The organism is Veillonella sp. oral taxon 158 (assembly GCF_018376515.1).
Classification (GTDB): domain Bacteria; phylum Bacillota; class Negativicutes; order Veillonellales; family Veillonellaceae; genus Veillonella; species Veillonella rogosae.
Genome location: NZ_JAHABE010000001.1, coordinates 47,828 through 61,081, shown reverse-complemented (window position 1 = coordinate 61,081; position 13,254 = coordinate 47,828). Strand labels below are relative to the sequence as shown.

Below are 13,254 nucleotides of genomic sequence, written 5' to 3'. Positions count from 1 at the left end.
TGTCCTCCTTTCCTCGTAGATTTTTAAGCTTTGTATGCACTATTATTTCTTCTTTTGAGCTGCTTTCATAAATTTCTTAGTCTGTTCTAATACAGGACCTAAGAATTTGCCTGTATAGCTTTCTTTCACCTTAACGATTTCCTCAGGTGTTCCTGTAGCTACGATAGTACCACCACGATTACCCCCTTCAGGCCCGAGGTCTATAATATGGTCTGCCATCTTAATGACATCTAAATTATGCTCGATAACGACAACGGTATCGCCACCCTCTACGAGTTGTTGCAATACGTGTAATAACTTGCGAATATCTTCGGCGTGAAGACCTGTAGTCGGTTCATCTAGGATGTACAATGTTTTACCTGTGCTGCGACGAGCTAATTCAGTAGCTAATTTAACCCGTTGTGCTTCACCACCAGATAAGGTTGTTGCGGCTTGACCTAAACGAATATAGCCTAAACCTACCTCTTGCAAGGTAACCATTTTACGATTGATCTTCGGAATAGCGCTGAAGAACTCAACCGCATCATCTACCGTCATATCTAGTACATCTGCAATAGATTTGCCTTTGTATTTAACCTCTAAGGTTTCACGGTTATAACGGGCTCCCTTACAAACCTCACAAGGTACGTACACATCTGGCAAGAAGTGCATTTCAATTTTGATGATACCGTCACCACGACAAGCTTCACAGCGGCCACCTTTTACGTTAAAGCTAAAGCGCCCTTGTTTGTAACCGCGCATCTTTGCTTCCGGTGTTTGACTATAGAGCTCGCGTATAGCATCGAATACACCTGTATAGGTAGCTGGATTAGAGCGCGGCGTACGACCGATAGGACTTTGGTCAATATTGATGATTTTATCGATATGTTCAAGACCACGGATTTCTTTATGAGCCCCTACTTTGTGATTAGAGCGATATAATTGATTAGCTAAACCTTTGTAGAGAATTTCATTAATCAAGGTAGACTTACCAGAACCGCTGACACCAGTAACAACATTGAATAAGCCAATAGGGAATTTTACATTTACATTTTGTAAATTGTTTTCCTTAGCACCGCGAATTTCAATGCAGTTCTTACCTGGTTTACGGCGTTCTTCCGGAAGAGCGATAAATTTACGACCACTCAAATATTGACCAGTAATGGAGTTTTCTACCTTCATCACTTCGTCTACCGTACCAGCGGCAATGATTTGACCGCCATGCTCACCTGCACCGGGCCCAATGTCCACGAGATAGTCAGCCGCACGCATCGTATCTTCGTCATGTTCTACAACGAGCAAGGTATTACCTAAATCACGCAAGCCTTTCAGCGTATCGATGAGTCGATCATTATCTCGTTGATGTAGCCCTATGGACGGTTCGTCTAAGATGTACAATACACCTACCAAACCAGAGCCGATTTGCGTAGCTAGACGAATACGTTGCGCTTCACCACCAGATAAAGTACCTGCACTACGGTTCATAGTAAGATAATCAAGGCCTACATTATTGAGGAACCCAAGACGAGCATTGATTTCCTTCATAATTTGAGCACCAATCACTTGTTCCCGCTCTGTTAACTGTAACTTACCAAAGAAATCGAGTGCTTCTTTAATGGTCAATTGGGTCACTTCATTGATGTTCTTATCCCCTACGGTTATAGCTAACACTTCAGGTTTAAGACGAGCACCATGGCATGTAGTACAAGGCTTAATGGACATAAATTTTTCAAACTCTTCACGCATGGAATCTGTAGAGGCTTCACTATGACGGCGTTTTACCATCGGTAAAATACCTTCGTACTCAGTAAAGAATTCCTTCACTTCACCGCGCATATTTTCGTACGTGAAAGCAACCTTATCTGTAGTGCCGTACATTACTTTTTTCTGTAATGCTTTTGGCAATTCATCATAAGTAGAATTTAAAGAGTATCCATTAGCTTTTAATAGACCTTCTACTTGGCGCATAAACCATGCATTAGGGTTAGAGCTCAACGCTTGTACACAACCATCGGCAAAAGTAATAGATCCATCTGGAATAACGCGTTCTTCGTCTACTTCCATGGTAGAGCCAATTCCCAAACAAGCTGGGCAGGCACCAAATGGACTGTTAAAAGAGAACATACGCGGCTCAATTTTAGGTAAGGAAATATGGCAATCTGGACATGCAAAGTGTTGGCTATACATGTGTTCAGGTCCATCTACCTCTTGGATAACTACAATGCCTTCTGCCCATTTTGATGCGGTCTCCATAGAGTCTGCTAAGCGAGATTCAATACCTTCTTTTACAACGAGACGGTCTACTACGATATCGATAGAGTGTTTTTTATTTTTTTCTAATACAATCTCTTCATCTAATGTACGTACAGCGCCATCTACACGGGCACGAACAAAACCTTCTTTACGAAGTTGATCAAAGACGGATTTATGCCCTCCTTTTTTCCCTTGAATCATAGGAGCTAATACTAAAATCTTAGTACCTTCTGGAAAGTTCATTACATCGTCTGTCATTTGTTGTATTGTTTGTTGTGTAATAGGCTTACCACATTCTGGACAATGAGCATGACCTACGCGAGCAAATAATAGACGCAAGTAATCGTAAATCTCCGTTACAGTACCAACTGTAGAACGAGGGTTACGGCTTGTAGTCTTTTGGTCGATAGAAATAGCTGGAGATAAACCTTCAATATAGTCTACATCGGGTTTATCCATTTGTCCCAAGAATTGACGTGCATAAGCAGATAAAGACTCTACATAGCGTCGTTGCCCTTCTGCATAAATTGTATCGAATGCCAAGGACGATTTACCAGAGCCACTAAGGCCAGTCAAAACGATAAACTGATCCCGTGGTAAGGATATATCTATATTTTTAAGATTATGCTGACGCGCACCTTTTACTATCAATTGATCTTTCATTATGTTTCCTATTTAAAGAGATGATACCAATCGGCATCATCTCTTTTTACTAACATGAAATAATATATGTATATTATCGCACATATAGTCTATATAATCTATGTGTTTTGTTACAATCTAATTACTCTTTGAGCTAGTCCGCTTTCTACCTTTAGTTGATGCCGGCTTTTTTAACTTGCTTTCACCTGCACTATGCATATCGGACCATTGTTGACGTAGTTCCCCTAATTGATCACGAAGTTTTGCAGCCTTTTCAAATTCAAGCTGCTTTGCAGCGGCCTTCATTTGACGATCAAGCTCTTCAATCTTATTGAATAACTCTTCTGGCGTTATATCTGCCACCTTAGGAGTAGATGCCTCTTGAGCATATGGTTCATGTCCATGGTCCATACCTGTTGTAGAGGATTTCTTTTTCCCTTTCTTCGGTGAAAAGTCCTTCCCATCGGTGACCATATCTTCTTCAATTTTCGTCAACTCAATGAGTTCTTTTACATCTTTAGAGACAGACTTAGGCGTAATATTATGTTCAATATTATAAGCCTCTTGCACAGCACGACGGCGATCGGTTTCATCAATAGCTCGTTGCATAGAGCCAGTTACGCGGTCAGCGTACATAATAACGTGACCATTCACATTACGAGCAGCCCGACCAATAGTTTGAATCATAGCCGTATCAGAACGTAAGAAACCTTCCTTATCTGCATCTAATATAGCTACTAGAGAAACCTCTGGCATATCTAGGCCTTCACGGAGCAGGTTAATACCAACCAGTACGTCAAAAACACCAGCCCGTAAATCACGAATAATTTCAGCACGCTCGATGGTAACGATATCAGAATGGAGATAACGAACGCGGACGCCCATTTCCTTTAAGAACTCCGTTAAATCCTCGGCCATCTTCTTCGTTAAGGTCGTAACGAGAACACGTTCATTCTTAGCTGCACGCTTATGAATTTCTCCTAGTAAGTCATCCATTTGCCCCTTAATAGGACGAATTTCAATGGATGGATCTAATAAGCCTGTAGGACGGATAATTTGCTCCGCAATATTCGTTTGTACTTCCATTTCATAAGGACCAGGTGTGGCTGATACATAGACGATTTGATTAATACGCTCTACGAATTCATCGAATTGAAGTGGTCTATTATCAAGTGCAGACGGCAGACGGAAGCCATATTCGATGAGCGATTCTTTACGCGCCCGGTCACCATTATACATGGCACGCACTTGAGGTATCGTTACATGAGACTCGTCCACCATGATGAGGAAATCATCTGGGAAATAGTCTATCAATGTATATGGAGCTTCCCCAGCCTTACGTTCAGACATATGGCGGGAATAATTTTCGATGCCCGAGCAATAGCCCATTTCCTGCATCATTTCTATATCATAACGCGTACGTTGTTCAAGACGTTGCGCCTCAAGTAAACGATCAGCAGCCTTTAACTTAGCTAACTGTTCTTCTAACTCAGCTTCAATACGCTCTACAGCAATACGCATCTTATCTTTCGTTGTTACATAGTGAGATGCTGGGTAAACTGCAACGTGCTTACGTTCAGCAATCACTTCACCAGTCAAAGCATCTACTTCAACGAGGCGATCGATTTCATCGCCAAAGAGTTCCACTCGAATGGCTCTTTCACTATACGCAGCAGGGAAAATCTCGATAGTATCCCCTTGTACACGGAAGGTACCGCGGATAAAGTTCATATCATTTCTCGTATATTGAATATCTACGAGTTTAGATAGAATTTCATCACGAGATTTCGTCTGCCCTAAGCGTAAGGACAACACGAGTTCAGAGTAGTCCTCAGGGTCACCTAAGCCGTAAATACAGCTAACAGAGGCAACGATGATCACATCGCGGCGCTCAAAGAGGCTCATTGTAGCGCTATGTCGCAGTTTATCGATTTCATCATTAATAGACGCATCCTTCTCGATGTACGTATCGCTAGAAGGAATATATGCTTCTGGTTGATAGAAATCGTAGTAAGAAACAAAGTATTCTACCGCATTATTTGGGAAGAAGCTTTTAAACTCACTACATAGCTGAGCAGCCAATGTTTTATTGTGGGCAATAATCAAGGTCGGTTTTTGTACCGCCTCGATAACCTTAGCCATTGTAAAGGTTTTACCGGTACCAGTGGCACCGAGCAAAACTTGGGCCCATTCACCGCGTTCAATGCCTTCTGTTAAAGACTGAATCGCAGTTGGTTGGTCCCCTGTAGGCGTAAAGGGCGCCTCCACTTTAAATGGTTGACCCCCTTCGTAATTATATGTATTATGTTTCATTACTGTTCATCCTGATGTTTACGAATAGCCTTCATTTCTGCATCCGTTAAACGACGACCTGCATTTTCTGCTTGGTTCAACGTATCCTCACCCTCTAAGACTTCGATGAGCATAGCAATAGAAAAGCGATCTAATGTTGGTGTAGTCTTTTGGATTTCATCAGCCATCATCCAATCTGACTCAGTATAGTTATTAATACGTTCAGTAATCTCTTCCCAGTTTGAAAGTAGTAATCTTGTAATAGGACGATATAATTCAATGCCAAAATACTCGATTAAGCTAACAATCTTTTCCATATTTTCTAGGCTAACATTACATTCATTTTTCTTATTTTCAGATTCTACATATTCAAGTAAGAATTCCCGGTTATATTTATTTGTCACCTTGAATCATTCCTTTATTAAATAGTGCATTAGCAAATTCTTTCGCATTAAATGGACGCAAATCATCCATGCCTTCGCCAACGCCGATCCAGCGTACTGGTACGCCTAGTTCCTCTTTAATAGAGATAACTACGCCACCTTTTGCTGTCCCATCTAGCTTAGTAACAACAATACCATTTACTGGTACTGCTTGACCAAATAATTTAGCTTGGCTTACTGCATTTTGACCTGTAGTACCATCAAGAACGAGCAATGTTTGATGCGGAGCCCCTTCTACGTGGTTATTCGCTACGCGGCCCATCTTTTTAAGTTCTTCCATAAGATTAACTTTGGTATGTAGACGACCTGCTGTATCGACGATAACAAGGTCTGCATTACGAGCTTTTGCCGCTTCCATTGCATCGTATACAACGGCTGCAGGATCAGCCCCTTCTTTATGTTTAACGATAGGCACACCTACTCGATCAGCCCAGATAGATAATTGGTCAGCTGCAGCGGCACGGAATGTATCACCTGCAGCGATAATAACCTTTTTACCTTCCTTGGTATAATAGTTAGCCAATTTAGCGATAGTCGTAGTTTTACCAACGCCGTTAACACCTACTACTAAGATAACCTCTGGATGGTGAAGTGTGATTTCATCCTCTTGGTCAACTAGCATTTCTGTGATGCGGTCTTCCATAAACGGCATTACATCACCTGTATTATTGATGACACCTTCCGTTACACCACGACGAATTTCTCTCATCAAGTATTCTGTCGTTTTAGGACCAAGGTCACTAGTGAGCATAACTGCTTCTAAATCATCTAAGAAATCATCATCGATTTGAGCATAACCGATAACGATACTTTCTACGTTTTTAACAAAAGACTTACGAGTTTTCTCCAAGCCGTCTTTAATTCTATTAAAGAATCCAAATGCCATTATGCTAGATCCTCCTTCACATCTTCAAATGCTACTGTTAATAATCGCGATACGCCTCGTTCAACCATGGTCACCCCTTGTAATACTTCGGCAGCTTCCATCGTCTTTTTACGGTGCGATACTACGATAAATTGTGTTTCTTTATTTACCCGATTTAAGTAAGAACTAAATCGTTCTACATTGGCTTCATCAAGCGCTGCGTCAACTTCGTCAAGCACGCAGAATGGAGCTGGACGATAGTCTAGGAACGAGAACAATAATGCAATAACCGTAAGGGCACGCTCACCACCGGATAACAAGGTCAATTGTTGTCGTTTTTTCCCTGGCGGCTGAATGTAGAAATCGATACCACCAGTTAAGATATTATCTGGATCAGTTAATACGATTTGCGCCGTACCACCGCCAAACAGTTGGCTAAATACCTCTTGGAATCTACGGCCTACTACATCTAATACATCGTATAGCTGTGTACTCATAGCCTTATCCATTTCAGCAATAACCGCTTGCAATTGCTCCTTCGCTGTATCTAAATCTGCTAACTGCGTAGTTAAGAAGTCATAACGCTCTTTAGTTTCTTCGTATTCCTCAACAGCGTTCGGATTGATTGGTCCTAGTTCGACAATTTCTGCCATCAAGCGAGCCTGCTCATCCTTCCAATCGTTTACAGAACCTTCAATGCGAAGGGCTTGTGCATCTTCTAAGGTAAAGCCTAACCCTTGTAGCTCTTCTACAAAGCGTTCACAGTCCATGCGATAACGAGTAATTTTACCTTCCATATCGACGAGTCGACCTTGAACTACTTTATAACGTTGGTTTAACCGGTCTTGTTCGCTCAAGATAGCTTCCAATTCCTCACGACCTGCAGACGTATTTTCATAGGCCTCATCGCGAAGTGCTCGCAATCGTTCAACCTCCGCTGTAGTCACAGCTAGTTCCCGGTCAGCCAATTCTTTAGCCTTTGGTAGCTCCACTTCACAACGCTCTGTAGTACTAATTAACAAATTACGTAACGGTGTTAGTCGCTCTACAATGTTAGCAATGGATTGATTACGTTGTTCTCGCTGAACTTCACGTTCCTTAATGGTTTGTCGCAACGTATCACAGGTGAGGCGAGCCTCTGTGAAAGCTTCATACGCCTCTTGCTGTACCTTTTGTAATACAGTTAACCGATCCATTAAGGCCCCTTGATTGCCATCTACACCGTGGTCTTCTTGCAAAGAAGCCAATGCTGTTTCTTGGTCTTTCAAGTTAGCCGTTGTACTAGCTAAATCAATATCAATTTGTAATAAACGTTGTTCTTCTTCACGGAGAACACGCTTCTTACGATCCATTTGATTTTGAATATTTTGTACCTTTGTTTCGCTAGCCACATAGAGTAAGTTCGTATGTTGGTAGCTTTCATCAAGGGCACCTCGTTCTTTTTCAGCTTCCTCAACCCGTTTTTCAAGATTTTCCAAGCTAGCTGTTAAGGAACGAATTTGTTCTTCAATTTGCAGGAGCTCTTGTTCAAGGCTCGCCGCCTCTTCCTTACGGCTCAATACAGAGGCACGCTTACGCTTTGTAGCACCACCAGTTAAAGAGCCGCCAGGTTGGAATTGTTCCCCTGTAAGCGTAACGATACGCAATTGTTGATTATATTTTTTTTGCAGACCAATAGCATCATCCATGGAGGATACTACCAAGGTGCGCCCCAATAAGTATTGGAAAATATGAGCGTATGTATTATCAAAGGAAATACAATCAACAGCAGTACCGATTACACAGCTTTCATGTAATGCCGGTGTATCATAGGGTTTTCCTTTTACAGAATCCATGGGCAAGAAGGTTACGCGACCACCTTGGATAGATTTCAAATAATTGACACCCTCCGCAGCAGCGCGAGCAGTAGTAGTCACAACGTGGTTAACACTACCACCTAATGCCGTTTCGATAGCCGTAGTATATTTATCTTCTACCGTAAAGAGATCACCAACAGCACCTGTAATTTGTTCGCGCCAAGAGCCTTTACCGTTTAGGATATTCTTAGTACCTTCTAAATAGCCTTCATGTTGTTCTTCCCATTGGGCTAATAATTCGATACGACCTTTAACACGTTGCTCTTGGGTACGCAATTTTTGTAATTCTTTGCGTTCTTCACGAGCTTGTAAGGCTGCTTCTTTGCCGCCATCAACGAGGGCTTGTCGTTGGGCAGAAATAGCATTAAACTGTTGGCCTAATGTATCAAATTCACCGCGAGCGTCTTGTAACTCACTATCTACTTGACCTATTTCAGCCTTTAAAACCTCACATTGTTTTATAGACTCTTCCTTACGAGCTTCTAAGCTACGAATACTAGCTTTTGCCGTTTCAATGGCACTCACAACCTCTAATTGACGTTGCTCAAAGGCTTCTCGATTAGACTGCAAGGATTGAAACTTCGCTTGCTCAGCACTTACATCTTCAACAGCTTTTTTATAATTAGCTTCTAACGCTTCTAGCTTAGACTCTTTTTCTACTAATTGCGCACTTTCATCTTGAATCAACTGATTTAAAATGCGCAATTGTTGTTCTTCGCCTTTTCGGGTAGCTTCCAATTCGCTAATACGCATAGATGTTTCATCTAATTCACGACGAGCTGTCTTCAGCTGCTCATCTAACAGACGTAAATGACCTGCTAAACGCTCTTCATCACGCTGCTTTTCCGAATATTGAGCTTCCCACAACTTAAGCTGTTCTTGCTCTTTTGTTGATACAGATTGCAAGGTATGACGGCGAGCTTCCAATTTGGACAATTCAGTTTGAAGCTCAATCTCTTCATCCTTAAATGCAATATTATCATTTTCAAAACGCGTTAATAAACGATCAGAGGTCTTATAATTGTGAAAGGCAAGTGCCCCATCATAATCGCGTTTAGTACGGCTTAAAGACATATATTTTTTAGTCTTTTCCGCTTTTTCGGACAAAGGGCCTAGTTGCTCTTCGATGGTAGCCATTACGTCGCGTACACGTTCCATGTTTCGGTCTGTACTAGCAATACGACGCAACGCATCTTCTTTGTTGATCTTGAATCGTGAAATACCGGCTACGTCTTCAAAGATAAGACGCCGTTCTTCAGGCTTAGAGTTTAAAATAGCATCAATGCGGTTCTGACCGATGATCGCCATGGAGTCTCTACCTAGACCTGTATCAGCTAATAAAAGGTGAATATCCTTTAAACGACAAGAGCGTTTATTGATAAGAAATTCACTTTCACCAGTACGATAAATACGACGTGTAATAGCCACCTCTGCCATATCTAAATCTAATTGTTGGTCACTATTATCAAATACGAGAGTAACCTCAGCAGCACTCATAGGCTTGCGCTTTTCCGTACCAGAGAAGATAATATCCTCTGCTTTTTGACCACGTAAGTTACGGACATTGGATTCCCCTAATACCCATTTCATAGCATCCGTAATATTACTTTTACCACTTCCGTTAGGTCCAATAACGGCAGTCATTCCTGGTGAGAATTTTACAACCGTCTTATCTGCAAACGATTTAAAGCCCTTTAATTCCAACCGAAGTAATTGCATGACTGCCTCCTTTCTACTAACAACCCCAATTAATCATATCTTTTATTATAACACATATTGTAGGCCATCAATACAGCAACGAACAGTATTTCTCGTACTATCTTCATACCAATTAATATTTATATGAGGATATTTTTCTTGAAAGTATAACATATTCCTATTTTTAAGGCCTCGTACCTTGGATGTTAAACTACGGGGATAGAAAATACTTATATTTAGAGCTATATAAGTATTTACTTGTCCCCATATATTCCACTGTGAAAGTTCCTTATCAATAAAGGATTCTATATGTTCATTAATACAGCGTTCTATGCGTTGTTTATACTGTTCATTTACGACGAGCTCACCCATAGCGGGCTCATAAGGACCTGCCACCAAACTATTTCCAGAGTCTAGCTCTTCCGTGCTTTGTAATCCTGTACGTATAACTTCAATGTTATGCCGTTCAAACCAGTCCTTTAAAAATGCACAATATGTGATAGCTTGCTCGGTACTCAATGGCTCATATTCACCAGCTCTATATTGATCTGCTAACTCCGTATTTTCTATAACAAGAACAGGATAGATTCGTACAAAATCTGGTTGTAGCTTAACTACAGCAATAGCTGTTTCTAAAATTGATTCCCAAGTTTCACCTTTTAGTCCTGGTAAAAGTTGAACACCTACAGTCATACCGCGCTGTTTTAATCGCGCAACAGCCTCTACTACCTCTTGTGCGGTGTGACCACGCTTAGCATGAACCAAAATACCATCATTCATGGACTGCACACCAAGTTCTACTGTTTTTACCCCGTAAGACTGTAATAAGGTAATTGCTTCATCACCTACAGCATCAGGCCGCGTAGAACAACGTATACCATCAATTATGCCGCGCTTAAGCATCTCAGAAGCAGGAGCTAATAATTGATGTTGTAAATCTGTATGGATAGCTGTAAACGATCCACCATAAAAGGCGACTTCCCAAAACTTATCGTTTCGTTTATTTCCCACATACTCTGTAATTGTTTCTTTAATATAATCCGGTGTTAGGTGACTAATACCAGATTGGCCTGTTATACGAGACTGATTACAAAAGGTACACACATAGGGACAACCTACATGAGGTATAAAAAAAGGAATCATACCAAATGGTTTCATAGACACCTCCCATTCTTATAAAAATATTACTCATATACTATTATACAGAAAAAAGCGCCATTAGGCGCTTTTCTATTTGTTAGCCATCAACTTTTCTAAAGTCAATTGAGCCGCATGTTGTTCTGCAATTTTTTTACTTTTACCAGAGCCTGCCTCGTAAGTAACACCATTGATTTCGACTACCATATGGAAGGTCTTAGCATGGTCGGGACCACTTTCACTGAGCAAACGATAGACGATATGTTTATCGCCATCTCGTTGCACGTATTCTTGTAATAATGTCTTATAATCTTTGCCCCGCTTACCTTCTAAGGCTTGCTTGATATAAGTTGTTAAATGTTTTAAAACGAAGGTCATTGCTGTTTGGTAATCTGTAGAAATATAAATAGCGCCAATGAGAGACTCAAAGGTATCAGCTAGTATAGAGTTACGATCATTACCACCGGAAGCGCGTTCACCATGACCAAGCAATAAATATTGCCCCAATTGTAAAGAACGACTTACGGATGCTAGGGAATCCTCACATACTGTAGCAGCCTTAATCTTCGTCAAATTACCTTCAGCCATGTCTGGATAATTCTTAAATAAGTACTCACCAATGATGAGATCCAGTACAGCATCGCCTAAAAACTCTAATCGTTGATTGTGATGGATATGCTTTGATTTATGTTCATTCGCATAAGATGTATGTGTAAAAGCACAATCTATAATGGATATATCTGACACAGGTATGTCTAAACGAGCAACAAGCTCATGAAGGGATTCTTCACGAGCTTGTGTCATCTTACTCTTATGCGCTTCGATAGCAACCATTAAGCTTCATAACGGCGAATGCAAAGTGTACCGTTATGACCACCAAAACCGAAAGAGTTGGAAAGTGCACATTTAACTTCTAGGTCACGTGCGCCTTCACGAACATAGTCTAGATCCAAACCTTCATCAGGATTGTCACAGTTAATAGTAGGGTGAACTTTACCAGTTTCGATAGCCATCGCCATAACGATAGTTTCGATAGCACCAGCAGCACCTAACAAGTGACCTGTCATGGATTTTGTAGAGTTAACAGCGATATTTTTAGCATGATCGCCGAACAATTCTTTAATAGCCAATGTTTCATTTTGGTCATTAAGGCCAGTAGATGTACCATGAGCATTGATGTAGTTAACGTCAGTAGGATCGATACCTGCATCTTTAATTGCTAATTCCATACATTTACGAGCTTGAACACCACCTGGAGCTGGTGCAGTGATGTGGTAAGCATCACCATTAGTACCATAACCTACTACTTCAGCGTAGATATGAGCACCACGAGCTTTAGCATGTTCTAATTCTTCAAGAACTACGATACCTGAGCCTTCACCCATTACGAAACCATCGCGATCGCGGTCAAATGGACGGGATGCTTTTGTTGGTTCGTCATTGCGTGTAGACATAGCTTTCATAGCTGCGAAACCAGCTACAGCAGCTGGGGATACAGCAGCTTCAGTACCACCAGCGAACATTACATCAGCATCACCACGTTGAATGATACGGAATGCATCGCCAATAGCATTTGTACCAGAAGTACAAGCTGTTACGTCTGTAATAACAGGACCTTTAAGACCAAGGCGAATGGATACGCGAGCAGATGTCATGTTTGCAATCATCATAGGTACTGCAAACGGACTTACACGGCCAGGACCTTTATCGAATAATGTTTCATATACTTCATGGATAGAGTCAATACCGCCGATACCAGTACCAACTACAGTACCACAACGGTCTAAATTTGCTTTGTCCAAGTCAAGATTAGCATCTTCACAGGCAAGAACAGCCGCACCGATAGCAAATTCTACAGATCGGTCCATACGACGAGCTTCTTTTTTGTCTACGCCATAGTTTGTAATATCAAAATCTTTTACTTCGCCTGCAATGCGTGTTGCATACTCAGATGCGTCAAAGCGTGTAATCGGCCCAATACCAGATTGACCTGCCAATAACGCATTGTAGAAGTTCTCTTTACCGATACCTACAGGAGTCACTGCCCCTAAGCCAGTAATTACTACACGTTTTTCCAATTATTCCACCT

Annotated in this window: 8 protein-coding genes; all 8 read right to left on the bottom strand. The window is 41.3% G+C overall.

Features of this window, described 5'->3' with window-relative positions; translation table 11 throughout:
- Nucleotides 1-42: 42 nt before the first annotated feature.
- Nucleotides 43-2,895: an excinuclease ABC subunit UvrA gene (gene uvrA / locus KH364_RS00280; protein ID WP_273297864.1), complete on the bottom strand. Its 2,853-nt coding sequence runs from the start codon at nucleotides 2,893-2,895 to the stop codon at nucleotides 43-45.
- Nucleotides 2,896-3,012: 117 nt separating this feature from the next.
- Nucleotides 3,013-5,187: an excinuclease ABC subunit UvrB gene (uvrB, locus tag KH364_RS00275; protein ID WP_273297862.1), complete on the bottom strand. Its 2,175-nt coding sequence runs from the start codon at nucleotides 5,185-5,187 to the stop codon at nucleotides 3,013-3,015.
- Nucleotides 5,187-5,570, bottom strand: coding sequence for a hypothetical protein (locus tag KH364_RS00270; protein WP_273297860.1), 384 nt, complete (start codon nucleotides 5,568-5,570; stop codon nucleotides 5,187-5,189). Before KH364_RS00270 ends, uvrB begins: the two co-directional genes overlap by 1 nt.
- Nucleotides 5,560-6,495 (bottom strand): signal recognition particle-docking protein FtsY, encoded by a 936-nt coding sequence (gene ftsY, locus KH364_RS00265; protein WP_273297859.1) that lies wholly within the window; start codon nucleotides 6,493-6,495, stop codon nucleotides 5,560-5,562. Before ftsY ends, KH364_RS00270 begins: the two co-directional genes overlap by 11 nt.
- Nucleotides 6,495-10,049 carry a chromosome segregation protein SMC gene (gene smc / locus KH364_RS00260; protein ID WP_273297857.1) on the bottom strand — a complete coding sequence of 1,185 codons (3,555 nt, stop codon included), beginning with the start codon at nucleotides 10,047-10,049 and terminating at the stop codon, nucleotides 6,495-6,497. The genes ftsY and smc overlap by 1 nt, the downstream gene beginning before the upstream one ends.
- Nucleotides 10,050-10,094: 45 nt before the next feature.
- On the bottom strand, nucleotides 10,095-11,186 hold the full coding sequence (locus KH364_RS00255) for a radical SAM protein (RefSeq protein WP_273297856.1): 1,092 nt from the start codon (nucleotides 11,184-11,186) through the stop codon (nucleotides 10,095-10,097).
- Between the two features lie 72 nt (nucleotides 11,187-11,258).
- Nucleotides 11,259-11,999 (bottom strand): ribonuclease III, encoded by a 741-nt coding sequence (gene rnc / locus KH364_RS00250; RefSeq protein ID WP_273297855.1) that lies wholly within the window; start codon nucleotides 11,997-11,999, stop codon nucleotides 11,259-11,261.
- Nucleotides 11,999-13,243 carry a beta-ketoacyl-ACP synthase II gene (fabF, locus tag KH364_RS00245; protein ID WP_273297854.1) on the bottom strand — a complete coding sequence of 415 codons (1,245 nt, stop codon included), beginning with the start codon at nucleotides 13,241-13,243 and terminating at the stop codon, nucleotides 11,999-12,001. Before fabF ends, rnc begins: the two co-directional genes overlap by 1 nt.
- Nucleotides 13,244-13,254 lie beyond the last annotated feature (11 nt).

What these genes read in the sequence shown, in the direction of transcription:
- ftsY (WP_273297859.1), bottom strand. Translation starts at nt 6,495, where the DNA reads ATGGCATTTGGATTCTTTAATAGAATTAAAGACGGCTTGGAGAAAACT.
- uvrA (WP_273297864.1), bottom strand. Translation starts at nt 2,895, where the DNA reads ATGAAAGATCAATTGATAGTAAAAGGTGCGCGTCAGCATAATCTTAAA.
- smc (WP_273297857.1), bottom strand. Translation starts at nt 10,049, where the DNA reads ATGCAATTACTTCGGTTGGAATTAAAGGGCTTTAAATCGTTTGCAGAT.
- KH364_RS00255 (WP_273297856.1), bottom strand. Translation starts at nt 11,186, where the DNA reads ATGAAACCATTTGGTATGATTCCTTTTTTTATACCTCATGTAGGTTGT.
- uvrB (WP_273297862.1), bottom strand. Translation starts at nt 5,187, where the DNA reads ATGAAACATAATACATATAATTACGAAGGGGGTCAACCATTTAAAGTG.
- rnc (WP_273297855.1), bottom strand. Translation starts at nt 11,999, where the DNA reads ATGGTTGCTATCGAAGCGCATAAGAGTAAGATGACACAAGCTCGTGAA.